The sequence below is a fragment of the Burkholderia latens genome, from assembly GCF_001718795.1.
GTDB classification, from domain to species: Bacteria; Pseudomonadota; Gammaproteobacteria; order Burkholderiales; family Burkholderiaceae; genus Burkholderia; species Burkholderia latens_A.
Genome location: NZ_CP013438.1, coordinates 1,417,504 through 1,439,913, shown reverse-complemented (window position 1 = coordinate 1,439,913; position 22,410 = coordinate 1,417,504). Strand labels below are relative to the sequence as shown.

Annotated in this window: 23 protein-coding genes; 6 read left to right on the top strand and 17 right to left on the bottom strand. The window is 67.6% G+C overall.

All coding sequences use genetic code 11. From position 1 onward, the window contains the following. Positions 1 to 56 precede the first annotated feature (56 nt). From WK25_RS25720 to WK25_RS25710, 3 genes are read right to left on the bottom strand one after another with little or no spacing between them, the layout of a single operon-like run. Positions 57 to 245 carry a 4-oxalocrotonate tautomerase gene (locus tag WK25_RS25720; protein WP_014898956.1) on the bottom strand — a complete coding sequence of 63 codons (189 nt, stop codon included), beginning with the start codon at positions 243 to 245 and terminating at the stop codon, positions 57 to 59. 53 nt (positions 246 to 298) lie between these two features. Beyond that, positions 299 to 1,075 carry a class II aldolase/adducin family protein gene (locus WK25_RS25715; RefSeq protein WP_069243106.1) on the bottom strand — a complete coding sequence of 259 codons (777 nt, stop codon included), beginning with the start codon at positions 1,073 to 1,075 and terminating at the stop codon, positions 299 to 301. Further along, complete coding sequence (locus WK25_RS25710; RefSeq protein ID WP_069243105.1) at positions 1,050 to 1,943, bottom strand: urea transporter; 894 nt, start codon at positions 1,941 to 1,943, stop codon at positions 1,050 to 1,052. The genes WK25_RS25715 and WK25_RS25710 overlap by 26 nt, the downstream gene beginning before the upstream one ends. A gap of 443 nt (positions 1,944 to 2,386) precedes the next feature. Between WK25_RS25710 and WK25_RS25705 the strand changes: the two genes are divergently transcribed. Continuing rightward, the gene (locus tag WK25_RS25705) at positions 2,387 to 2,941 is read left to right on the top strand and encodes a putative glycolipid-binding domain-containing protein (protein WP_069243104.1); all 555 of its coding nucleotides are present in this window, start codon (positions 2,387 to 2,389) and stop codon (positions 2,939 to 2,941) included. Here WK25_RS25705 and WK25_RS25700 read toward each other — a convergent pair. The 10 genes from WK25_RS25700 to WK25_RS25655 all read right to left on the bottom strand — a co-directional run bounded on the left by WK25_RS25700 (position 2,902) and on the right by WK25_RS25655 (position 12,608). Continuing rightward, positions 2,902 to 3,813, bottom strand: coding sequence for an alpha/beta fold hydrolase (locus tag WK25_RS25700; protein ID WP_069243542.1), 912 nt, complete (start codon positions 3,811 to 3,813; stop codon positions 2,902 to 2,904). The two genes, WK25_RS25705 and WK25_RS25700, sit on opposite strands and share 40 nt — an antisense overlap. Positions 3,814 to 3,817: 4 nt before the next feature. Then, a complete protein-coding gene (locus WK25_RS25695; protein WP_040140189.1) occupies positions 3,818 to 4,723 on the bottom strand; it encodes a metal-dependent hydrolase in 906 nt (301 codons plus the stop codon). Next, positions 4,720 to 5,655: an SDR family NAD(P)-dependent oxidoreductase gene (locus WK25_RS25690; RefSeq protein WP_069243103.1), complete on the bottom strand. Its 936-nt coding sequence runs from the start codon at positions 5,653 to 5,655 to the stop codon at positions 4,720 to 4,722. The genes WK25_RS25695 and WK25_RS25690 overlap by 4 nt, the downstream gene beginning before the upstream one ends. Before the next feature lie 21 nt (positions 5,656 to 5,676). Continuing rightward, entirely contained in the window at positions 5,677 to 7,260 is a 1,584-nt protein-coding gene (locus tag WK25_RS25685; protein ID WP_069243102.1) for a flavin-containing monooxygenase, read from the bottom strand. 246 nt (positions 7,261 to 7,506) lie between these two features. After that, positions 7,507 to 8,178, bottom strand: coding sequence for a lysoplasmalogenase (locus WK25_RS25680; RefSeq protein WP_069243541.1), 672 nt, complete (start codon positions 8,176 to 8,178; stop codon positions 7,507 to 7,509). A 179-nt stretch (positions 8,179 to 8,357) separates the two neighbouring features. Then, positions 8,358 to 8,771 carry a VOC family protein gene (locus WK25_RS25675; protein ID WP_040141184.1) on the bottom strand — a complete coding sequence of 138 codons (414 nt, stop codon included), beginning with the start codon at positions 8,769 to 8,771 and terminating at the stop codon, positions 8,358 to 8,360. 286 nt (positions 8,772 to 9,057) lie between these two features. Then, positions 9,058 to 10,038, bottom strand: a complete 981-nt coding sequence (locus WK25_RS25670; protein WP_069243101.1) for a sulfonate ABC transporter substrate-binding protein — start codon at positions 10,036 to 10,038, stop codon at positions 9,058 to 9,060. Positions 10,039 to 10,161: 123 nt separating this feature from the next. After that, positions 10,162 to 11,001, bottom strand: a complete 840-nt coding sequence (locus tag WK25_RS25665) for a MerR family transcriptional regulator (protein ID WP_040140180.1) — start codon at positions 10,999 to 11,001, stop codon at positions 10,162 to 10,164. A gap of 9 nt (positions 11,002 to 11,010) precedes the next feature. Then, positions 11,011 to 11,571, bottom strand: coding sequence for a GNAT family N-acetyltransferase (locus tag WK25_RS25660; RefSeq protein ID WP_069243100.1), 561 nt, complete (start codon positions 11,569 to 11,571; stop codon positions 11,011 to 11,013). A gap of 80 nt (positions 11,572 to 11,651) precedes the next feature. After that, positions 11,652 to 12,608: a LysR family transcriptional regulator gene (locus tag WK25_RS25655; protein WP_069243099.1), complete on the bottom strand. Its 957-nt coding sequence runs from the start codon at positions 12,606 to 12,608 to the stop codon at positions 11,652 to 11,654. An 83-nt stretch (positions 12,609 to 12,691) separates the two neighbouring features. Here WK25_RS25655 and WK25_RS25650 point away from each other — a divergent pair, with 83 nt between their 5' ends. Then, a complete protein-coding gene (locus WK25_RS25650) occupies positions 12,692 to 13,690 on the top strand; it encodes a quinone oxidoreductase family protein (RefSeq protein WP_069243540.1) in 999 nt (332 codons plus the stop codon). Between the two features lie 84 nt (positions 13,691 to 13,774). Here WK25_RS25650 and WK25_RS25645 read toward each other — a convergent pair whose 3' ends face one another. Further along, complete coding sequence (locus WK25_RS25645; RefSeq protein ID WP_069243098.1) at positions 13,775 to 15,289, bottom strand: MDR family MFS transporter; 1,515 nt, start codon at positions 15,287 to 15,289, stop codon at positions 13,775 to 13,777. Positions 15,290 to 15,518: 229 nt separating this feature from the next. Between WK25_RS25645 and WK25_RS25640 the strand changes: the two genes are divergently transcribed. Continuing rightward, positions 15,519 to 17,078 (top strand): methyl-accepting chemotaxis protein, encoded by a 1,560-nt coding sequence (locus tag WK25_RS25640; RefSeq protein WP_069243097.1) that lies wholly within the window; start codon positions 15,519 to 15,521, stop codon positions 17,076 to 17,078. A gap of 61 nt (positions 17,079 to 17,139) precedes the next feature. Here the strand turns inward: WK25_RS25640 and WK25_RS25635 are convergent, their stop codons facing one another. Both WK25_RS25635 and WK25_RS25630 read right to left on the bottom strand, forming a co-directional pair. Next, positions 17,140 to 18,807: an ATP-dependent helicase gene (locus WK25_RS25635; RefSeq protein ID WP_040140163.1), complete on the bottom strand. Its 1,668-nt coding sequence runs from the start codon at positions 18,805 to 18,807 to the stop codon at positions 17,140 to 17,142. Positions 18,808 to 18,924: 117 nt separating this feature from the next. Further along, positions 18,925 to 19,779 (bottom strand): helix-turn-helix domain-containing protein, encoded by an 855-nt coding sequence (locus WK25_RS25630; protein ID WP_040140161.1) that lies wholly within the window; start codon positions 19,777 to 19,779, stop codon positions 18,925 to 18,927. 531 nt (positions 19,780 to 20,310) lie between these two features. Between WK25_RS25630 and WK25_RS32370 the strand changes: the two genes are divergently transcribed. Next, complete coding sequence (locus WK25_RS32370) at positions 20,311 to 20,520, top strand: hypothetical protein (protein ID WP_034195215.1); 210 nt, start codon at positions 20,311 to 20,313, stop codon at positions 20,518 to 20,520. A gap of 157 nt (positions 20,521 to 20,677) precedes the next feature. Beyond that, complete coding sequence (locus WK25_RS25620; protein WP_040140157.1) at positions 20,678 to 20,920, top strand: hypothetical protein; 243 nt, start codon at positions 20,678 to 20,680, stop codon at positions 20,918 to 20,920. Positions 20,921 to 21,077: 157 nt separating this feature from the next. Here WK25_RS25620 and WK25_RS32200 read toward each other — a convergent pair whose 3' ends face one another. Further along, a complete protein-coding gene (locus tag WK25_RS32200; RefSeq protein ID WP_226208954.1) occupies positions 21,078 to 21,392 on the bottom strand; it encodes a hypothetical protein in 315 nt (104 codons plus the stop codon). A 635-nt stretch (positions 21,393 to 22,027) separates the two neighbouring features. On the opposite strand from WK25_RS32200, the gene WK25_RS25610 reads away from it, so the two are divergent. Then, positions 22,028 to 22,345 carry a co-chaperone GroES gene (locus WK25_RS25610; RefSeq protein ID WP_040141180.1) on the top strand — a complete coding sequence of 106 codons (318 nt, stop codon included), beginning with the start codon at positions 22,028 to 22,030 and terminating at the stop codon, positions 22,343 to 22,345. Positions 22,346 to 22,410: the final 65 nt, after the last annotated feature.

The window sequence follows — 22,410 nt, the reverse complement described above, 5'->3', positions numbered from 1 at the left end:
CTGGCTCCAAGTAGCATGCGTCCAATGGCTGGACGCACACCGATCCCGGGAGCTTTTCAGCGCTCGTCGCTCCACAGCTTGCCGGCCGTCGCCCAATTCTCCTTTTTCACGTCGGCGAGAATGATGTCGACCGAGCCCGGATCGCAGCCGAGCGTCTCGCACGTGACACGCGTGATGGCTTCGACGAATGCGCGCTTCTGTTCGACCGTGCGGCCTTCGAACAACTGGATATTGAAAGTCGGCATGACTGGGTGCTCCGGTGGTTGAGGTGGGAAAGTTCGTCGGGCCGCGACCTGCGTCAGTCGCGATACGTCGGATCGATCCGGTCGAGGCGGCGCAGCAGCGCCGGCCATTCCAGTTCGCCCTCGATCGCGCCGCCGTCGCGCAGTTGTTCGGCTGTACGGTCGGCGACCGTCGGCTCGGGCAGCACGAGCGGTCCGCCGCTTGCCTGTGCGCGCACCTGGATGTCGCACGCCTTGATCAGCGTATCCATCAGAACATACGCTTCGGCGACCGTCCGGCCGACCGTCAGCGTGCCGTGGTTGCGCAGCAGCATCGCCGATTTCGCGCCGAGGCTCGCCGTCAGCCGTGCGCCTTCGGCGGGCGAGAACGCGAGCGCCTCGTAGTCGTGATACGCGAGATCGCCGTGAAACCGCAGCGCGTGCTGCGACGCCGGCAGCAGGCCGTCGCGCTGGATCGACACCGCGATGCCGGCCGTATTGTGCAGATGCATCACGCAGACGGCGTCCGGCCGCGCGGCGTGCACGGCCGCATGCAGCGCGAAGCCGGTTACGTTGACCGCGTATTCGCCGTCGCCGATCCGGTTGCCGGCGAGATCGATCTTCACGAGATTCGACGCACGGACCTCGTCGAACGTCAGGCCGAACGGGTTGATCAGGAAATGGCCCGGCTCGCCCGGCACTGTCGCGGACAGATGCGTGTAGATCAGGTCGTCCCAGCCGTTCAGCGCGACGAGGCGATAGGCGGCGGCGAGATCGACGCGCAGCCGGCGCTCGGCGTCCGAGATCGGGCCGCCTGGCTTTACGGTGTCAGGACGGTGTGCGAATGACGACATCGGTTTCTCCGAGGGTAACGCGGCGCGCGATGGCGACCGTGATCCACGACGCGAGCGCGAACGGCGCGGTGAGCGCGACGATGCCGGCCTGCATGGCGAGCCATTGGATCAGCGCGGCCAGTGCGGCGGCCGCGAGCGCGGCACGCGCGCCGCGCGACATCAGCGCGAGCGCGGCGAGTGCGCCGTTGAAGCCGAGCACGCCGTCGGCGAATGCGCCGCCGCTCGCGCCGAGCGCGATCAGCAATACGGTCGACACGATCGCGCCGCCGAGCGCGAATGCGGCGGCGCGACGCGACGCGATCGCGATGCCCGCCACGATCAGTGCGCCGGCCGACGCGCCTTGCGCGAACGTGGTTTGGGCGACGCCGGATAGTAGCGCTGCGGCGAACGTATCCAGCGAGAAGGTGGCACCCTGACCGCTGCCGGGGGCGTGTTGCACTGCGACAAGCGGCAGCCACAACGCGGTGGCTGCGAGGCACGGGCTCGAATACGGACACTGGCGCCATTTCGCGAGCGGGGCGCGCATCGCCCGCTGCACCAGTGCGGCGCCCGTCGCGGCGAGCGGCGCCAGCAACAGCGCGGCGAGGGGTGCGCGGGCAAACAGCACCGCCACCAGCGCAGCGAGCGCCCCGTTGAAGCCGTGCAGCCCTTGTTCGACGTCGCGGCGCGCCGCGCCGGTCAGCACCGCGGTGAAATTGGCGGCGGCCGCGCCGATGAGCGCCGCGCACGCGAGCCGCAGATCGGTCATTGCGAGTGCGGCGACCAGCAGCGCGCCGGTGAACGCGTTCGCCTGCAGCACGATCTGGCCGATGCTGCGCAGCAAAGTGCGCAGATCGACGGACGGCGAGGCGGAACGGGCGGTATGCATGGCGGCGGCGGAACGGGATGAGCCGCGAGCATAGGACACTCTGCGATGCACCGGAATAGGGAATTCTGGATAGTCGGGATTTGTGGTTGATGTGGGAATGGGGCGGCGGCGGTTCAGGAAGCCGTGCAGTTTGATTTGAGCGCGGCACTGAGCGAGTTGCGACTCGAGGAAGTTGTCGAGATGCCGAACCCGGATGCAGGCCGGATCATTCTCTCCGTCAGGGAAAACGGCTGGGCAAATCACGCGCAAGCTCAAACAGCAGTATCCGCAGTTGGAGGATCGGCGCCGGGCGGCGCGAATCGTGGCAGCTATCCGGTCGGCGTTCGACGGGCCGGACATGGACGTCGAAGCCAAATGACACGCGCCGGACTCGACGGTGGCATTTTCGGCAGCCGGAATGTGTGTGACGATGTGCGGAAGCGGGATACCAAGGAGGCCGGACAATGCACGAACTGCGCTGGACGTCGCTCGAAGGCGACGGAATCGAGCATCTGACGTTCGACCGGAGCGAATCCGGCATCGTCGTCGAGAGCGCCGTGGTCGGTCAGCGGTACGGCCGTGCGTACGGGCTCGCGTACCGGGTCGAGTGCGATCCGCAGTGGCGGGCGAAGTACGCGGTGCTCAGGGTGATGGGCGGCGGCAGGCTGGAACTGCACGGCGATGGCGCCGGGCGCTGGCGCGACGGCGCTGGCCGCGAACTGCGCGAACTGGACGGCTGCGTCGACATCGACATTGCGGCGACGCCGTTCACGAATTCGCTGCCGATTGGCCGCCTCCGTCTCGCGCGCGGCGAGCGCCGGCCGATCGACGTCGCGTACGTCTCGACGCCCGACCTGACCGTCACGCCGGTCAAGCAGGCATACACGTGCATCGAGCCCGGCCGCCGCTATCGCTATGAAGGCATCTTCCGGAACTTCACGGCGGAGATGGACATCGACGCAGACGGTCTCGTGATCGACTACGAAACGCTGTTCAAGCGCCTTCCGTCGTTGCGCTGAGCGGCCGGCGGCGGCGCCGCGACCGTGAGCCTTTCATGCGCAGCCGCGAACCGGTCGATCCGCGCCGCGATCAAATCCGGATTGCGTATCACGACCCAGTGCGCACCATCGAGCTCCTCGCGTACGTGCTCGCCGAGCCAGCGGTCGAGACCGACCGACATCTCGGGCGTCACGTAGCGATCGCGCACCGGCACCAGAATCTGCACCGGCGCCTGCGCATACCGCTCGCGCGGCTTGCGCGCCCGCGCGACGAAGTTCGCGCGGTAAAGCTGCATCCCGTTCAGCGCGTTCTTCAACTGCGCGGGGTCGCGCTCGGGCCGCACGCGTTCGGTCAGTTGCAGCCAGCGCGGCCACAGCGCGGCGCCGCCCAGCCGCCAGATCAGCGACGGCACGACCGGCAAGTGAAAGAACGCGATGTACCAGGACTTCAGGCTCTGCTTGAGCCGCATCTTCGCGCGGAACACGTGATCGAGGCAGGGGCCGGAGATCGACGTATACGACGCGATACGGCCTCGGAACGCAGGATCGGTCACGGCTTCCCAGCACTGGATCGATCCCCAGTCGTGGCCGACCAGATGAAACGGCCGGTTGCCGCAGGTGGCGTCGGCGACGGCCTTCAGATCGTCGGCGAGCCGCGCGAGCGAATAGTCCGCGCGGCGGCGCGGCGCATCGGATGCGCCGGCGCCGCGCACGTCGTATGCGATCACACGGTAACGCTGCGCGAGCCGCGCGCGCACCGGCGCCCACACCGCGGCGGAATCGGGATAGCCATGCACCAGGATCAGCGGCGGCGCGCGCCGCGAGCCGCTGACATAAACGGCGAGTTTCACGTCGCCGGAGCGGACGGTCAGCATCTCGCGGGCACGCGCCATGACGTCACGCCTGCGCAACCGGATGCAGCGGCACGCGCCGCGGAGCGGCTTGCGCGGCATAACGCGCGTTGGTCGCGTCGATGTTCGCGAGCAGCGTGTCGAGCCCCTGCAGGTACCGATGGTTGTCGTGGTCCCACGGATGGAAGCCCGGACGGAAATAGTCGAGCCATTCTCGCGCGATGCTCGGGAACACGCCGGTCCTCGGGCTGTACAGATACTTCACGAGGCGCCACATGCCGCCGAACCGGCCATGCTTGCGGCGGTGCGACAGCATCAGCCGCACGTGGAAGTCGAACACGATCGTCCAGAACATCACGGTGGTCAGCAGCATCGTGCCGGTGCGCAGCAAGTAGCTGCCGAGGCCGGGCTTCATCACGACGTTCCATACGTCGTACGACACCGCCTTGTGCTCGGTTTCCTCCATCGCATGCCACATCCACATCTGCTGATAGCCTTCGACCGACCCGTCGATCCGGTGCTCGTGGCCCGACAGCAGCTGGTTCGCGAGAATCGCCGTGTAGTGCTCCAGCGCGATCGTGATCGCGAGCTGCATCGAATGCGGCAGCGTCTTCTTGAAGAAGCCGAGGATCGTCCACAGCCGCTTGTCGAGCTTGTGCGCGGGCAGGCCGGCGGACTGCAGCAGGTCGTTGTACTCGATGTGTTCGCGCGTGTGCATCGCTTCCTGGCCGATGAAGCCGAGCACCTGCTTCTTCAGTTCCGGATCCTCGATGCGGTCGCGGTAGTTGCGCACCGAATCCATGAAGAAACGCTCGCCGGCCGGAAACAGCAGCGACAGCGCGTTCATGAAATGCGTGACCGGCACGCCCTGCACGTGCCAGTCCTTCGCGCGTTCTGGTGGCAGCGCGAAGCGGATGTCGCGCCGCACGGGCATCATGTGCGGTGTCGTCATGATTGTTCTCCCTGATTGCCTGCGTTGTTGTACGTTGCTTGCAGCGGCGCCGCCGGCGGCGCGCCGTAGCGGGCGGCCGCGCGGCGGGCCTTTGCGGCCTCGCGGCGCGTTGCCAGCACGACGAGCGCCTGGTATGCGGCCGGCAGCACGCGCGCCATCCAGTCGGCGGCCTTCGCATCGCGGCCGATCAGCACGCGGCGCTTGTTCCTGCGCACGCCGGCGAGAATCGTGCGCGCGGCGTCGTCCGCGGTCGTGATGAAGAACTTCTCGAAGCTGTCCTTGCCTTGCTGCTCGCTCTCGACGATGAAGCCGACCATGTTCTTCGCGACGCGGCTCGACTGCGCGATGTTCGTGCGGATGCCGCCCGGGTGCACGCATATGGCCGATACGCCGCACTTCATCATGTCGAGTTCCTGGCGCAGCGATTCGGTGAAGCCGCGCACCGCGAACTTGGTCGCGTTGTAGCCGCTCATCCCGGGCTGCGCGAAGATCCCGAAGATGCTCGACGTGTTGATCACGTGGCCTTCGCCCGACGCCTTCAGATGCGGCAGGAACGCCTTCGTGCCGTGCACGACGCCCCAGAAGTTGATGTTCACGATCCACTCGAGATCGCCGTAGTCCATTCCTTCGATCGTGCTCGACAGCGCGACGCCCGCGTTGTTGAAGATCAGATTGACCTTGCCGTGTTCTTTCGCGGTGTCGTCGGCCCACGCGAACATCGCGTCGCGATCGCCGACGTCGAGCACGCGTGTCGATACGCGCACCTTTGGCGAGATCGCGCGCACGATCCGTTCGGTTTCGGCGAGGCCGACGCCGTTCTTGTCGGCGAGCGACACGTGGCAGCCGGCCTGCGCGAGCTGTACCGCGAGCGCGCGGCCCATGCCCGAGCCTGCGCCCGTGATCGCGGCGACCTTGTTGGCGAAATCTCTCATGTCGATGGCTCCTTGTGTGGCTCAGGCCGCTTCGGCGGAACGGGTCGGGGAAGCGGCAGGCGTGCTGGCGGGCCGTGCGGTCGTGTCGTGGCGCGGTGCGCGATACGCGTGGTAGTCGGCGATCGAGAAGTGCGCGGTCGCCTGGCGGAAGCGCCACGTGAAGCCCGGCCATAGCGTCGTGTTCTTGCCGGTGCGCGGATCGAGATACCAGCTCTTGCAGCCGCCCGTCGACCAGATCGCCTTCTTCAGCTTGCGCTGCAGGTCGTTGTTGTACTGCGCCTCGACGAGCGGGCGCACCTCGATCGCATCCGCGCGTTCGCGATGCATCGCCTGCAGCGCGCCGAGGATGTATTCGATCTGCGACTCGATCATGAACACCATCGAGTTGTGGCCCAGCCCCGTGTTCGGGCCGACGATCATGAAGAAGTTCGGATAGCCGGGCAGCGTCGTGCCGAGATACGCATGCGCGCCGTCGCGCCACGCATCGACGATGTCAAGCCCGCCGCGGCCGACGATGGCGCCGCGCGGATACGGATCGGCGACCTGGAAGCCGGTGCCGTATATCAGGCAATCGACTTCATGGCGCCTGCCGTCGGTTGTCACGACCGCGTCGGCTTCGATACGGTCGATGCTGGTCGTGATCACGTCGACGTTCTTGCGCGACAGCGCCGGGTAATAGTCGTTCGAGATCAGCACGCGTTTGCAGCCGAGCGTGTAGTTCGGCGTGACGACCTTGCGCAGCTCCGGATCGGGAATCTGCTTGCGGATATGGCGCAGCGCGAGCTTCTGCACGTTCTTCATCAGCGACGGATGGATCGCGAAGCCGAGCACGCGCGATTCGAGCATCCAGTAGATGCCGCCGCGCACCGCCTTCTGCGTGAACGGCAGCGTGCGGAACAGCCATTTCTCGAAGCGCGTGAGGTTGCGGTCGGGCTTCGGCATGATCCACGGCGGCGTGCGCTGGAACAGCGCGAGCGACTTCACGCGCGGCGCGATCTGCGGCACGAACTGGATCGCGCTCGCGCCGGTGCCGATCACCGCAACGCGCTTGCCTTCAAGCGGATAGTCGTGATCCCACTGCTGCGAATGGAACGCGCGGCCCTTGAACGTCTCGACGCCGGGAATCGCCGGCAGCGCGGCGCGTGACAGGCCGCCCATCCCCGACACCAGCACGCGCGCCGACAGCCGCTTGCCGTTCGCGAACGAGAGGCGCCAGCGTTGTGCGGCCTCGTCGTATTCGGCACGCTGCAGTTCATGGTTCAGGCGCAGGTGCGGCCCGATGCCGAAGCGTTGCACGCAGTCTTCCAGATACGCGCGGATTTCCGGCTGCGGCGCGAACATGCGCGTCCAGCGCGGGTTCGGCGCGAACGAGAACGAATAGACGTGCGATTGCACGTCGCATGCACACCCGGGGTAATGGTTGTCGCGCCACGTGCCGCCGACCGACGCGGCCTTCTCGAGGACGACGAAGTCGGTGACGCCTGTCTGTCGCAGGCGGATGGCCATCCCGAGGCCGGCGAAGCCGGTGCCGATGATGGCGATGTCGATGGCTTCGTCCGGGCCGTCATGGTCGGGCGGGCCGAAAGGCAACGTGCGAGCATTCATCCGGGTGTCTCCGATTTGGCTCATTTTTGAATGTTACATTGTTCGATGTAACGATAGTAGGTGAACCCGGAAACCGCAAGAGCCTAGAAGCGGCGCTCTAAGGGCCGGAAGCCGCGCGGGAAAAGGCGGAGCGGGGTTTGGAACGGCATGGTTTCCGCATTGCGGAATGCCCGGAATGCCGCGTCGGCAGGGCGTCGAGGAATAGGGATCCGACCGCCGGCGCGCGGCCGCCCGTTTGAAACACAATCAGGGACCGATTGAACGGGCCGCCGTCTCATGGAAAACCCCGGCGACGATCGTGACCTGCGCGAGCGCGTACAGGGCCCAGATCAGATAGTCGATGCCGGGCAAGGCGCCGAGAAATCGGCCGACGCCGATCAGCGTGTCGGAGCCGACGAAGACCAGGCTGCCGGCGGCTATCAGCGGGCTGCGTGTGCGGGCGGCGAGCGCGAAGCTGGCCATGGCGCACAACACGAGCATGTAGACCGCGACGGGCACGAGCAACTCGCCGAGGTGCGGAAGGAATGCCGCGTAGAACGCCGGTGCGGCGATCCACAGGCCGATCAGCGCGACGATGCGCCAGCCATGCGGACGCGCGCGCCAGCGGACAAAGATCGCGCAGTAGCACAGGTGCGTGAGCAGGAATGCACCGAGACCCAGCACAAACGACAGCGGCCAGTCTGGCAGGGCGAGCAGCACGTCGCCGAGCACGGCCGCAGCGAGCGCCGCGCACAGCCACGCGCGTTCGCGCGGGGCCGCGCAGGTGCTGCAGGCCGCGAGCAGCAGGATGCCCATCGCGGCCTTCGCGGCGGCCTGGCCGGGATAGGGCGCAGCGACGAGCGACAGTCCGTACAGCAGCGCGGCCGCGACGGCGAGCGGCCAGAGCCGGCGATAGGTGGCGGGAAGCGTGGCGATCAACGCGAGGGTCTCCGGATTGTTTTTCTCTGCGATGGACGGCGCGCCGGCGACGGCGCGGGTGCAGGCCATTATCCGGAAGAACGGGCGCCCGAAAACCGGCGAATCCTTCTAGTCGGCGGCGGAGACGATGCCGCCGCGCGTGAATGCTCGCGCGCGACGCATGCGCGGTGCAGGTGCGCTCAACCGTGCGGCGGGGCGGCCTCGGGATCCATCCACATCACTTCCCAGATGTGTCCGTCCGGATCCTCGAAGCTGCGGCCGTACATGAAGCCGAAGTCCTGTACGGGTGTGGGGTCCGCGCGTCCGCCCGCGCCGCTCGCGCGGTCGACGAGTGTCGACACTTCGCTTCGGCTGTCGGCCGACAGGCACAGCAGCACCTGCGCGTCCGCATGCGCATCGACGATCCGCTTGCCGGTGAACTGGCGCCACTTGTCGTGCGTGAGCAGCATCGCGAAGATCGTCTCGGAGAACACCATGCACGCGGCGGTGTGGTCGCTGAAGGCGGGGTTGTTGACCGCGCCGACTGCCTCGTAGAACGCTTTCGAACGCTTCAGGTCGGTTACCGGCAGGTTGACGAAGATCTTCTTGCTCATCGTTTTGTCCTTTGCGTGTCGCGGCAGCACGATTGCCGCCACTATTCCTGTCGACGGATGAACACGGACAAAATCGACAAGCGCGGCAAATTTTTTTCAGCGAGCCGGCGGGAGGGGATTCGGCGGCGCGCATTCGCACGCGCGCGTCGAAGCTGCCGACCGCGGGCGCACGTTGCGGCGAACGGTGCCCGTTCATTTCGCGTTTCCTGCCATTCCCGCGGCAACGAAAAGGCCGACGAGCAGCGCGCCCGTCGGCCTTGTCCTTTCAGCACGTGCGCGACCGCCGTTACTTCGCGGCCAGCGCGCTCGCGACGCTTTTGTCGGTCCACGCGTTCTCCGCGACGTTCAGCTTGCGCGGAATCAGATTCGCGGCGTAAAACGCATCGGCGACGCCTTGCTGAACTGCGACGATTTTCTCGTCGACCGGCACCGCGCCGAACGGCACGCGTTTGATCCACGTTTCGACCAGCGGCAGCGGCAAGCCGACCTTCGGTGCGATCAGCGCGGCCGTTTCGGCCGGATGCCCGTTGACCCACAGGCCCGTCTCGCGCAACTGCTTTACGATCGCGCCGACCACGTCGGCATGATGCTCGGCGAACGCGCGCGTCGCCTCGTAGAAGTTGTTGGCGGGCGTGAGCCCCGTGTAGTCGGACAGCGTGCGGATTTTCAGCGAATTCTGGGCGGCCGCGTAATACGGATCCCAGACGGCCCACGCGTCGACGTTGCCGCTTTCGAACGCGGCGCGCGCGTCCGCGGGCGGCAGGTAGACGGGCCGGATCTCGTCGTAGCGCACTCCCGCCTTCTTCAGCGCTTCGAGCAGCAGGTAGTTCGCGCTCGAACCCTTCTGCAACACGACCTTCTTGCCGCGCAGGTCGGCGAGCGAGCGGATCGGCGAATCGGCCTTCACGAAGATGGCTTCGTTGTGCGGCGACGGCGGCTCCGCGGCGACGTACACGAAGCGCACGCCGGCCGCCTGCGCGAACACCGGCGGCGGCGCGCCCGTGTAGCCGAAATCGATGCTGTTCGCGTTCAGCGCCTCGAGCAGTTGCGGGCCCGCCGGGAATTCGAACCACTGGACGTCGTAGCCGAGCGGCTTGAGCCGCGCCTCCAGCGCGCCTTGCGTCTTGACGACCGCCAGCAGGCCGGCTTTCTGGTAGCCGATGCGTACGAGCTTGTCGGGGCTGCCCTGCGCGAACGCCGACGTGGCGGTGGCGGCGACGAGCACGGTCGCGGCAAGGCGGGTAATCCAGCGGGCGAAACGAATCATCGAACGGACTCCATGCGAAATGTCTTCGGAGAACGGCAGACGCCGCTCGGTTGGAAGAATCGTCGCATGGGCGCTCAGGCCCGCAAACGAAGCATTGCCGATATGAATATGACGGCGGCGATCCTATCGTTCGTCGCCGTTGCGGTGTGTGTCGGGCGCACCGGCCTGCCGCGCCGCTTCGTCACTGAGCTTCTTGTCGAGGATCGTCGCGACGCGGCCGCCCAGATACGCGCTCGCCGCATTCTCCAGCGCGCGGTTCGTCTCGCCTTCGACGAACACGGCCGCGAGCGGGCGCAGGCGCCAGATCGCATCGACGAGCGCCGGCACGTCGGTCACCGGCGGCAGCGTGCCTTCGTCGTAACGGTCGAGCCGCTTCACGACGAGATCGACGAGCAGCCGCGCGATCGCGTCGAAGTGCGGCCGTGCGAGGCTGATCACGTCGAGCAGTTCGCGCGGCGGAATGCCTTCCTTCGTCATCGCGGCCGCCGCTTCGAGCAGCGCGGGGCTTTTCGCGACGAACGACAGACCGTGCCGCTCCAGCAGCCCCAGCTCGGTGACACGCGACAGTTGCGACGCGGTCTGCGGCCCGAACATTTGCGCGAGCGCCGCGAGCGAATAGGTCTTCGGCAGTTCGTGCGACCAGCGGCCGCCGATCGCGGTTTCCAGCCCGAGGATCGAGCGCAGGTCATGGCCTTCGTCGATCGCCTTGATCAGGTCCTGGATGTTCGACAGCGTGTAGCCGCGTGCGAGCAGGTGATTGATCAGCTTCAGGCGCGCGACGTGCGTGTCGTCGTAGATGCCGACGCGCCCGCGCTTTTCGGGCGGCGCCAGCAGCCCGCGGTCCTGGTACGCGCGGACGTTGCGCACGGTCGTGTCGGACACGCGCGCGAGTTCGTCGACCGTGTACTCGTTGCGGGATTCCGCTGCGGCCTCGTCAGGCATGGTTCGAGTCTGTTTTGACATGCGGCCATTCTAGCGCGACGCGACAGGCTCGGGCGACGCGGGGAGCGTGCGTGCGCCGTCGCCGAGCGCGCGCTGCATCAGTGCGGTATCGATCCAGCGGCCGTGCTTGAAACCGACCGCTTTCAGCATGCCGGCCGGTTCGAACCCGAACGCGCGATGCAGCGACGTTGACCCGCCGGTGCCGCCGTCGGCGATCACCGCGACCATCTGCCGCCACGGGCCGGCGTCGCACCGTGCGATCAGCGCCGCCAGCAGCGCGCGGCCGATGCCGCGGCCGCGCTGCGCATCGTCGATGTAGATCGAATCCTCGATCGTGTGGCGGTACGCGCTGCGGGTGCGATACGGGGTGGCATAGGCGTACCCGGCCACGCGGCCGTCGCACTCGGCGACCAGATAAGGCAGCCCGTCGCGCAGCACCGCGGCGCGGCGCGCGCGCAGTTCGTCGACGTCGGGCGGTATCTCCTCGAACGACGCGACGCTGTGGCGCACATGGTGCGCGTAGATCGCGTGAATGGCGTCGAGATCGGCGTCGGTGGCGTCGCGGACGACGCAGTCGGGGGTGGCAGGCATGGCAGCGGAGCGGGTGAAGGAAATCGCTACTATGCCGGGCGCGGGGCGGCGCGGTAAAGACGTGTGCGGCGCCGGCTGGCTTACAGATGGCCGTCCGCGTCGCGTACCGCGTCAGCGATCGCATCGGCGACGCGCTGCACGCGCGGCGAGCGCCGCACGTCCGGGTGGACGACGAGCCAGATCTCCCGCTCGATGTCGCAACGCGGCACGGACGTCAGTTCGACGAGCCCGGCGGCGGCCGCAACCGGCGCACCGGCAGGAGCGGGCGTATCCGAGCCCAGGGACGTGGCCGGAACGTCGACGAGAAAGCGCGGCAGCAGCGCGATTCCCGCACCGGCGATGCATGCACGATGCAGCGCGGCCAGATCGTTCGCGATGAACGCAAAGCGACCGCCGGCCGCGAAGCGTTCTAGCCACTGCTGTTGCGGCATTTGCGCGAGCGCGTCGTCGTAGCCGACGAACGCCCACGTGTCGGGCGGCGCGGCGGCCCAGTCGGGTGACGCGCACAGCGCGAAGCGCATCGTGCCGAGCCGGCGTGCGGCGAGCCCCGCTTCGCTCGGCCGCGACAGCCGCACCGCGAGATCGGCTTCGCGCGCGTACAGATTGGCCGCGTGCATCTCGCCCAGCAGGTCGATCCGCAGCGTGGGCCACGCGCGTTGCGCGCGGGCGAGCCGCGGCGCGAGGAAGTGGCTCGCGAATACCGGCGACGCCGACACGCGCACGACGCCGTCGAGCGTCGCCGCTCCCTGCGCGGCGCGCGCGAACGCATGCACGTCCGCTTCGACGCGGCCTGCATGCTCGGCGAGATGCAGCCCTTCGTCGGTCGGCGGCCAGCCGCGCGGCAGCCGGTCGAACAGCCGGATGCCAAGCGCCGATTCGAGCGCGTCGATGCGCCGGGCGACTGTCGAATGCTGAACCTGCAGCGCGCGCGCCGCCGCCGACAGGCTGCCGCCGCGCATCACGGCGAGGAAATAGCGGAGATCGTCCCAGCTCGCCGGTTGACCGGAGCCAGGCGTCGAATCGGTCGAAATTTGCACAGTAGATGGGCGCGTAACGGGAATTCCGATCGATTATGCACGATGGGATGATCGTGTCACTTCATTCGATTGCGAGGAACGTCATGACCCGACCCGCTACCGCCATCCGCATCGGAATCGACCGCTACGGCGATGCCGGCGTGCTGCGCCGGATCGACGCGCCCGTCGCGCCGCCCGGCGCCGGCGAGGTGCTGATTCGGCAAACCGCCGTCGGCGTGAATTTCGTCGACATCTATTTCCGTACCGGCGCGCATCCGTTGCCGGCGCTGCCCGATACGCTCGGTGTGGAGGCGGTCGGCGTGGTGGAGGCCGTCGGCGCCGGCGTGACGGCGCTTATGGCCGGGCAGCGCGTCGCGTATGCGGGACTGCCGACCGGCAGCTACGCGAGCTTCCGCGCGGTGCCCGCGGAACGCGTAGTGCCCGTGCCCGACGGCGTCGGCGACGACGTGGCCGCTGCCGGGCTGCTCAAGGGCATCACGGTCTTCATGCTGATGCACCGCGTGCGTCAGGTCAGCGCCGGCGATACCGTGCTCGTGCATGCGGCGGCCGGCGGTGTCGGGTTACTGGCAACGCAGTGGGCGCGCGCGCTCGGTGCGCGCGTGATCGGTACGGTCGGCTCGGCCGCGAAGGCCGCGCTGGTGCGCACGCATGGCGCAGAAGCGGTGGTCGATTACCGGGAGGCGGATTTCGTGGCGGCGGCCCGCGCGTTCGGCGGCGGCGCCGGCGTCGATTACGCGATCGACGGCATCGGCGGCGACGTGCTGATGCGCACGCTGGGCGCGGTCCGGCCGTTCGGGACGGTCGCGAGCATCGGTCAGGTGGCCGCGATCGGCACTCGTCAGACGATCGATCTCGACGAACTGGGGCCGGCACGCTCGATCGCGCTGGCGCGCCCGAGCGTGCTCGGCTTCATCGCGCGCGACGTCGACGGTTACCGGGAGGCGGCGCGCGCGACGCTCGAACGGCTGGCGGGCGGCATGCACGTCGAAATCGGTGCGCGGCTGCCGCTCGAACGGGCGGCCGATGCGCATCGGCTGCTGGAATCGCGGCAGACGACGGGCGCAGTGGTGCTGGTGCCGTGACGATGGCGCGCGCGACGGCCGCCCACGCGGTATCGGAGTGCGGACGGCGCCACGACGCGCCGATGCCGGCCCGCCGGCAGACGGTCAGCGCCGGTTGCGCAACGGCGCGCTCTCGACGAACCACGCAAGCACGAACGCGATCGCGATCACGCCGGCCGCCGCCAGGTACACCACATGCAGCGACCCGGAGAACGCGCGCAGATACGCGTCGCGAACCGCATCCGGCAACTGGTGCACGGCAGCGGGCCCCAGCGCGGGCGGCAAATCCGTGCCGGCCGCGAGCGCCGGTGCGAGCCGCGCCTGCAGCCCGTGCGAGAACAGCGCGCCGAACGCGGCGACGCCGAGCGAGCCGCCGATCGAGCGGAACAGCGTCGCGCCCGACGTCGCGACGCCCATGTGCCGGAATTCCACCGTGTTCTGCACCGCGAGCGTCAGCACCGGCATCACCATGCCGAGTCCGATCCCGAGCAGTGCCATGTACGCATAAATCGTGTGCAGCGGCGTGTCGAGCGACAGCGTGGCCAGCAGCGCCATCGCGACGCCGCCGATGGCCGTGCCTGCGATCGGGAACGGCCGATACGTGCCGAGCCGCGAAATCAGCCGGCCGCTTGCGACCGACATCGCGAGCATCCCGCCCATCATCGGCAGCAGCTGGATTCCGGCTTGCGACGGCGTCGATCCCTTCACGACCTGCAGATAGAGCGGAATGAACGTGACCGATCCGAACAACGCGATGCCGACGACGAAGCCGATCAGGCTCATCAGCACGAACGTGCGCTGCCGGAACAGCGTGAGCGGCATGATGGGCTCGGCCGCGAGCCGTTCCTCATAGATGAAACCGCCCACCGCGACCACGCCGAGCACCAGCGTCATCCAAAGCTGCGGCGACGACCACGGCAGCAGCGACCCGCCTTCGCTGGTGAACAGGATCACGCAGGTGAGGGCGGTCGCCAGGAACGCGGCGCCCATGTAGTCGATCCGGTGCTTCACGTGCGCGGCATGCGGTCGGAACGCGATGCCGATCACCGCGAGCGCGACGAAGCCGAGCGGCAGGTTGATCGTGAAAATCCAGCGCCACGACAGATGTTCGACCAGGAAGCCGCCGAGCAGCGGCCCGACGATCGTCGCGAGGCCGTATACGCCGCCGAACATGCCTTGATAGCGTGCACGGCGATCGGGCGGCACGAGATCGCCGATCGCGGCCATCGTGACGACCATCAGTCCGCCGCCGCCGAGCCCTTGCAGCGCACGCAGCACGATCAGCTGCGTCATGTCCTGCGCGATGCCGCACAGCGCGGAGCCGGCGAGAAACAGCACGATCGCGGCTTGCAGCACGACCTTGCGGCCGTACAGATCGCCGAGCTTGCCGTACAGCGGCAGCACGACGGTCGACGATAAAAGGTACGCGGTGACGACCCACGACAGCCGGTCGAGGCCGCCGAGTTCGCCGACGATGGTCGGCAGCGCCGTAGACACGATCGTCTGGTCGAGCGCGGACAACAGCATCACGAGCAGCAGCGCGGCGACGATCAGGCCGGCTGGCGCGTCGCGACGGGCCGCGTCAGCCGCGGCCGGCACAAGGAGGGGATCGGTTCGCATTAAAGTATCTGCCATGGCAGGGAATTGCTGGAAATATAGGCGCGAATGATTGTCTGGTCAATTTCTGTCTGGCCTCTAATTGTTGCAGCGGTAACGGAAGATTGCCGCGAGGAAACATTGATCGCGATCAGCCAAAGGAGCGGACGGGCTCAAGTTTTTTGCAGGCAAACCGTAATCCAGAATGCCGCGGATCGATTGCCGCGGCACTTTTCATCGCTCACGTGCCGTCATGAACCTGAACGCCCTGTTTTCCCGTTTCTCGATCCGTACGCGGATTTTCTCCACGCTCGGTCTCGTCGCCGTGCTGCTCGTCGTATCGGGCCTGATCGGCCTTGCCGGCATGCAGAGCTCGAACCGTGCGCTCGACGAGGCGTATACGCGCCAGCTGGCCGCAAAGACGGCGCTGTCCGCCGCGAGTCTGAACCTGACGATCGTGCGCACGACGCTCGACCGCGCGATGCTGCATCCGGAGGCGCCGGACGTGCCGGATCTCGTCAAGAAGGCCGAGGGTTATCTCGCGAAGGCCGACGCCGCGTGGCGCACCTATGCGGCGATGCCGCACGACGGCGACGAAGGCCCGCTTGCGACGCGCCTGGACGCGGCGCGCCAGGCGCTGATCGGCCAGGGGCTGAAGCCGATGATCGACGCGATCCGCACCGGCCGCCGCGACGACGCTGACCGGCTGCTGATGACGGTCGCTCCGCCGCTGTCGGTCGCGCTCACGCAGGCCACCGATGCACTCGATGCATACCAGGCGGGGCGCGGCAAGGACGTGTACGACACCGCGCAGACGTATTACGGCTGGATGCGGGCGGGCGCGATCGCCGGCATCGCGTTCGGGCTTGCCGCGTGCCTCGGCTGCGCGATCGGCCTGCATTTCGCGATCACGCAACCGGTGAATCGGCTGCTGTCGCATTTCCGCCGTCTGTCGGACGGCGATCTCACGTCGGAAGTGCGCTGGTCGTCGCGCGACGAGATGGCCGAATTGGTCAAGGGCGTGACCGGCATGCAGCGCAGCCTCGCCGATACGGTGCGCCAGGTCAGCCAGGGCTCGGAAGCGATCTCGACCGCGACGCATCAGATTGCGGCCGGCAACACGGACCTGTCGCAACGCACGGAGGAGCAGGCGGCCGCGTTGCAGCAGACCGCCGCGAGCATGGAGCAGCTGACGGCGACCGTGAAGCAGAACGCCGATCATGCGGTCGAGGCGCAGGCATGCGCGGACACCGCGAGCGAGATCGCGACGCGCGGCGCGACGGTCGTCGGCGAAGTGATCGGCACGATGAACGAGATCGACCAGAGTTCGCAGAAGGTGGCCGATATCATCGGCACGATCGAAGGCATCGCATTCCAGACCAACATCCTCGCGCTCAATGCGGCGGTCGAGGCCGCGCGCGCGGGCGAGCAGGGACGCGGCTTCGCGGTCGTCGCGGGCGAGGTGCGCACGCTCGCGCAGCGGTCGGCGTCGGCCGCGAAGGAAATCCGTACGCTGATCGGCGAATCGGTCGAGCGCGTGGCGACCGGCTCGCGGCTCGTCAGCGTGGCCGGCGCGACGATGCAGGACATCCAGCAGGCGATCGGCCGCGTGACCGGCATCATGACCGAGATCGCAGCCGCGTCCAACGAGCAGCGCGACGGGATCGAGCAGGTAAACCGCGCGGTGTCGCAGATGGATCAGGTGTCGCAGCAGAACGCGGCGCTGGTCGAACAGGCTGCGGCGGCTGCCGCATCGCTCGAAGAGCAGGCGGAAGGGCTGCGCCGGGCGGTTGGCGCGTTCCGCGTGGCTTGACCGGCAGCGGGGCGGGCCGCGGGCGGGGACTGCCGCGTGACGGAACGGTCGCCCCGCCGCGTCAGCCGGCCGTGAGCTGCGCGGCCGCGCGCGCCGACGCAACGAGCAGCAGCTTCATCGTCGCACGCGTCGCGCCGACGAACAGCTTGCGGGCCGCGCGCGCATCGAGCGTGTCGAAGTCGACTTCGGTGAGGATCACGCATGGCGCCGATTGCCCTTTGAACCGGTAAATCGAATCGAGCAGCACGTCGCCTTCCCGATATTCAGGGTTGCCGAACAGGTCATACTTGCCGGTGAAGCGCTTGACGCGGTGCGGCCCGAGCTGGTCGAGCGGCGCAAGTACCGAGCTTTCGCGGCCGCGATACGACAGCACCGCGATGTCCTGCTTGCGAAAGCCGAGCGACAACGCGTGCGTGATCGCGCGCTTCGTCGCATCGATGCAGGCTTGCGCGAGCGCGTCACCCGATGCGCCATCTTCTCCATATGACGACACCGACGGATCCGAACCGTCGAACGGGCTGCCCGAGCGCAGTTCGGCCGCGAGCGGCTCGACACGGCCGACGACGTCGCGCACGAATTCGAGCAAGTCGCGCGGGCTGCGGTAGTTCGTCAACGCCTTCAGCGTGACCCAGCCCGGCAGCGCGACGGGCTCGCGCAGATAGAGGTTCTGCAGCGGATCCTCGAGCCACCACCATGCGCCGTCTGGCGCGAGCAGGCGCTCCAGCGCGGCCGCCCATGGCGCATGGAAATCCTGGCCTTCGTCGACGATCAGCACGTCGAACTTCCAGCGTTGCGTCACCGGCGTTTCCGCGAAGCGCGCCTCGAGCCGCTCGAATGCGCCGGGCGTATCGAAGTCGGGCGTATAGCCGCCGTCGCGCGCCACCCAGTCGCACAGCTGGTGGTAGTTCGCGATCTTCGCGCCGGGCGGCGCGATCCGCGCGATGTAATCGGCGAGCGGCCGGTTGAAGCACACGTACAGCACGCGCTTGCCGGCCGCGACCGCGTCGCGCATCGCCTGCACCGCGAGCTGCGTCTTGCCCGAGCCGGCGGTGCCCGTCACGCGCAGCCGGAACGGCGTGAACTCGAGCTGGCGCGCCCATGCGGCGAGCCCGCCCGACAGCCGCGTGACCAGCGTGCCGGCCTGGCCGACGAGCGCGCTCGTGTCCGGCGTGAGCGCGAGTTCGTCGGCGAGAAAATGATGCAATTTCGCCGCGTTCGGCAGCGGTTCTTCGTGCTCCGGCAGGATCTGCCGGATCACGTCCGCGAGCTGCGCCTTGCGCGACGCGTCGACGATGCGGTCGGCCGCGACGCCGGCGATTGCCGCGTCGCGGATCGAGTAGTCGGGGCAGTACAGCAGCGCATCGACGCCGTAGACGCCTGCGCCGAGCGCGGCCGTCAGGCGGCGGTGCAGCGTTTCCTGCGTGCGCGCGAGCTGGATCGCGACGTTGCGTTCCTTCTGCAGGTAGACCTTCACGAGCCCTTTCGGCGTCTCGCGCAGGAAGCCGGCCTTCTGCTCGATCAGCAGCACGCGGCCGGCCGCGCTCACGACGACGAACGCCGCTTCGCCGAACACCGAGTAGCCTTCGTCGGCGCGCGTCCAGTGCACGCCGTGATAGACGGTGTAGGTGTCCGGCAGCGCGTGTTCGAGCGCGGCGAGCGTCTCGCGCTCGCGTTCGGCCGCACCGGTGGCGGCAAGGCTTTTCCAGTCGTCGGGAATCAGGCGGGCCATGAAGTCGGGCGGCGGATGCCGGTCGTGAACGGTCCGGCTATTGTACTGACGAACCCGTGCACGGCCGCCGTGCGGCGCGCAGGCCGGCCGTCCGCCGGGGATGCCGGCGGACGCGGCTTAGCCGCGTGCGAGCCGTTTCGCGAGATCGGCGCTCAGGATCGCCATGCGCGCGGGCTTCTCGTAGCAGACGACGTCGAATGCGCGGATTACTTCGCTGATGTCCGCTTCGCTCGCGCGGCCGGTGAGCAGGTCGCCCGTCAGCACGAAGATCGGCGCGCCCGGATTGTCGGACGTGCGCACTGCCTTGATCGCGGTGGCGGCCGTGCTGTCGTCGAACAGCCATTCGGTGACGACCGCATCGAACGCCTGACCCTGCAGCGCATCGACGAACGGCGCGAGGCCGTCGAACGCGGCCGTCGCGAAGCCCTGCCGTTCGAGATAGCGGCACAGCTCGGTCGAGCTGACACGATCGGGATCGATCACCGCGACGACCAGCTTGTCGCTCTCCGCGCGGCGCGGATAGATCTCGATCTTGTGCACGTCGTACGCGTTCTGATACAGCACGCCGGTATGGCGCAGCACGCGCCAGCGGCCGTTCTGTTCGTACGCGACGAACTCGGGGCGTGCGCCGGCTTCGAGCGGCGCGCCGATCCATGCGGTGCACGGAATCTCGGCGACGCCGGCATAAAGCACGGCCTCCTGGGAATAGGCGCCGACCATGCCGGGGTCGAGCGTCTGCGCGCCGAACAATTGAGCGGCGGGTTCGCCGTACGCTTCGGCAACTTTCTTGATCTGCGCGAGCGTCCAGGGACTGCTGCCGCGCAGTTTGCGGTGACCCTGCGAAAAGCTCAGGTCGAGGATGCGACACAGCTCGGTGGTCTGCTGGCGCTTGCCGATGCCGTTGCGGGTCATCAGCTCGCGCACGCGCTCGGCAACCGCGAGTGAATCCGTGGTGATTGCTTCAGTGGTCATGCTGCGGGAACGGATCGTGACGTTCAGAGCGACGCCTTGCGGCAGTCTCGGCGGACAGTCTTGACGACGTCCAGGGGCGAGCCGACCGGCCACGCGCGGAAAAGATAACTTTACCGCAAAACGGCTGTCATTCCATGTCGCGAAAAGTGCGTTTCTGTGAAAGGTGTGTCACGAAGTTACGTCGGCGACAGCGGCCGACAGTAGGGCGGTGGCCCGTTCGCAACCGTCCGGCGCTTATCGCCAGGAAACGGCAGCCGATTGCTCGCGGGGCGGCGCGCAATCCGGGCGGGCGTCCGCGCGAATGCACCAAGGCAGGGCGCACCGACGGGTTTGCCGCCGGCGCATCGTCCGCCCGCGCACGCGACAAATTTTTACATGCCGCTGCGCGCGGGCCCGGGCGGTGCCGCATCTTATACGCGGATCGGCCGACGGTTTACTCTAATCGCCGATGACGCCGGCCGCCCTCCGGCGGCTGTGAAAGCCGCGGGGGCCCGTGCTACGATTTCGCCGTCTCAAAAATGCGTTGAAGCGATGCAGAAGAAATTTGTGATGCGCGGGTACGAGATGAACTGCGAACCGCGCGTGACGGAAAACGGCAAATACGCGGCCCAGGTCGAGGTCACGAAGCTGGGTTTCAGCCGCGAGGCGGCGTTCCGCAAGCTGGGCGAATTCGATACCGAGGCCGAGGCCGTCGCCTATGCGAAGAAATTTTCCGAAGAGTGGTTGAGCCGCTACGCGTAGTGCGTGTTCCGCCCGTGCAACGCGGGCGCCGGCCGACCGGCACATCAACGGACGGCGACGAGCGGCGCGGTTCCACGTCCACGAATCGTTCCGGTGACGAAAGAAGCGCGCCCGGCGCGGTAGCACACCTGTTGCTTCGGGGGGCGATCGATTCGTATTGATCCTTGCCGGTTGCGAATACTGGTGGAAGAGTCGTAGCACCCGAATCGACATCGTCGATGACGAAGCGGGCAGTCACCCGCGTCGCACGATCAGCATCGAACCGTATCTGAACGCGGGCATGGCGGGTGACGTGATCGCCCGGCATGCCCGCGAAGTCGTATCGATGTCGATCGAGCAGTTGGCACGGCTTCGGCCGTTCGATCGCGCGGCCGGCAGCCGCGCCCGCCACACCCGCTGATTCCGCTCGGGTCGGGGGCAATCCGGCGGCGGCGCACCGACTTTCCTCGTTCCGAAGCGGCTTGCTGGCCGGCAGGCCGTCGTCCGTTTCTACCCGCTGCGTGTCGCGTGTGTGCTTGTCGCGCGCGGCGCCGCATTGCGCGCGGATTGCCGACGCGTCAGGTTTGAGGCTGCGCGTCGCGCATCGTGTCCGCCGCCGCGACCACGGGCGGGGACTCAGCCTGCGCATAGCCGGCTTCGTGGCTGCGCTCGCGCGCCTTGACGCGCGTGCCGCCGTGGCTGCCGGAGCCGAACACATCGAGCAACGCGCGTCCTCTCGGCGTCAGATGCACGCGGCGGTGTCCGTGGGCGCGATGTTCGAGCATGATCAATTGCCGCTCGAGCAGCGCGTCGATTTCGGCACGGGTTGTATCGAGCTGATCCGGCGCATGACGGATCAGCATCAATGTCGCGAATTCGTGTGGACTCAGCATGGTCGTCTCTCATGGTCAATGCATTGGGCACACGGCAACACCACGCGCGACGAACCGGTGCGCGATCGTGCCGCAGCCTGCGTGGGCGATAACGCATCGAAACACGCAGCGCGGGACGCGCGACTGCGTTGAGCGACACCTAAAGTAGAACAGGCGATGCAAATTTCAAGGGGCCGTTCGAGACATCGCGAATGGAGACGTCGCCGCACTTTCGACATCGCGAAAGAGCAGACGTCGGCCGCGGCCCGCATCGCGACGAACTCATTCAGCTGGCGGCGCGCAACGCGTATGCGAGGGGGCTGTTTCGCCCGCCCAGGCCGGACTCCGGAGCGGGCTCGACAAGCCCGTCGACACACTCGACGCCGTGCCGCCCGGAGCCGCCGTGTCCGTTGCTTTGCCGCTTCGGGCGCGACGCCGTTCGCGCCGCGCGCCGTATCGTCTGCGCACGCTTCCCCGCACCCCGTTTCGTTGAAACATTTTGTTACATACGCGTCGCCATCTGCCCCTTGAAGCGCGCGGCGCCGCCACTATTTCGCCTTTCGCCAAACGATGGCACGGCCGCGCAGCGTCGTTTCGCACGTGCATGCGCCGCCGGATTCCCTTATTCAGGTGATCTCATCGCTCAGGAGATGAAAATGCAGATTCGTCCCCTCTACGACCGGGTTATCGTCAAGCGAATCGAACAGCAGCGGACGACAGCCTCCGGCATCGTCATTCCCGACTCCGCTGCGGAAAAGCCCGAACAGGGCGAAGTTGTCGCGGTCGGCAGCGGCCGGCTGCTCCAGGACGGCTCGCAGCGCCCGCTGCAGCTCAAGGTCGGCGACCAGGTTCTCTTCGGCAAATATGCAGGCCAGACCGTCAAGGTGAACGGCGAGGAATTGCTCGTGATGCGTGAAGAGGATGTCATGGGCGTACTCGAACCCGAATCGCAGCCCGCGCGGAAAGCGGCCTGACGTCGATTCGGCCGCGCGGCGCCGGCGTGCGCCCGGTGTGCGCGGCATTCCGTTCAACGACTTTA

Bases quoted from the DNA above. Each gene is read 5' to 3' on its own strand.
- WK25_RS25665 (WP_040140180.1), bottom strand. From the start codon at position 11,001: ATGTCAAAACAGACTCGAACCATGCCTGACGAGGCCGCAGCGGAATCC.
- WK25_RS25715 (WP_069243106.1), bottom strand. From the start codon at position 1,075: ATGTCGTCATTCGCACACCGTCCTGACACCGTAAAGCCAGGCGGCCCG.
- WK25_RS25670 (WP_069243101.1), bottom strand. From the start codon at position 10,038: ATGATTCGTTTCGCCCGCTGGATTACCCGCCTTGCCGCGACCGTGCTC.
- WK25_RS25610 (WP_040141180.1), top strand. From the start codon at position 22,028: ATGCAGATTCGTCCCCTCTACGACCGGGTTATCGTCAAGCGAATCGAA.
- WK25_RS32200 (WP_226208954.1), bottom strand. From the start codon at position 21,392: ATGCTGAGTCCACACGAATTCGCGACATTGATGCTGATCCGTCATGCG.
- WK25_RS25690 (WP_069243103.1), bottom strand. From the start codon at position 5,655: ATGAGAGATTTCGCCAACAAGGTCGCCGCGATCACGGGCGCAGGCTCG.
- WK25_RS25710 (WP_069243105.1), bottom strand. From the start codon at position 1,943: ATGCATACCGCCCGTTCCGCCTCGCCGTCCGTCGATCTGCGCACTTTG.
- WK25_RS25635 (WP_040140163.1), bottom strand. From the start codon at position 18,807: ATGGCCCGCCTGATTCCCGACGACTGGAAAAGCCTTGCCGCCACCGGT.
- WK25_RS32370 (WP_034195215.1), top strand. From the start codon at position 20,311: ATGCAGAAGAAATTTGTGATGCGCGGGTACGAGATGAACTGCGAACCG.
- WK25_RS25645 (WP_069243098.1), bottom strand. From the start codon at position 15,289: ATGCGAACCGATCCCCTCCTTGTGCCGGCCGCGGCTGACGCGGCCCGT.
- WK25_RS25650 (WP_069243540.1), top strand. From the start codon at position 12,692: ATGACCCGACCCGCTACCGCCATCCGCATCGGAATCGACCGCTACGGC.
- WK25_RS25630 (WP_040140161.1), bottom strand. From the start codon at position 19,779: ATGACCACTGAAGCAATCACCACGGATTCACTCGCGGTTGCCGAGCGC.
- WK25_RS25695 (WP_040140189.1), bottom strand. From the start codon at position 4,723: ATGACGACACCGCACATGATGCCCGTGCGGCGCGACATCCGCTTCGCG.
- WK25_RS25705 (WP_069243104.1), top strand. From the start codon at position 2,387: ATGCACGAACTGCGCTGGACGTCGCTCGAAGGCGACGGAATCGAGCAT.
- WK25_RS25720 (WP_014898956.1), bottom strand. From the start codon at position 245: ATGCCGACTTTCAATATCCAGTTGTTCGAAGGCCGCACGGTCGAACAG.
- WK25_RS25640 (WP_069243097.1), top strand. From the start codon at position 15,519: ATGAACCTGAACGCCCTGTTTTCCCGTTTCTCGATCCGTACGCGGATT.
- WK25_RS25660 (WP_069243100.1), bottom strand. From the start codon at position 11,571: ATGCCTGCCACCCCCGACTGCGTCGTCCGCGACGCCACCGACGCCGAT.
- WK25_RS25700 (WP_069243542.1), bottom strand. From the start codon at position 3,813: ATGGCGCGTGCCCGCGAGATGCTGACCGTCCGCTCCGGCGACGTGAAA.
- WK25_RS25675 (WP_040141184.1), bottom strand. From the start codon at position 8,771: ATGAGCAAGAAGATCTTCGTCAACCTGCCGGTAACCGACCTGAAGCGT.
- WK25_RS25685 (WP_069243102.1), bottom strand. From the start codon at position 7,260: ATGAATGCTCGCACGTTGCCTTTCGGCCCGCCCGACCATGACGGCCCG.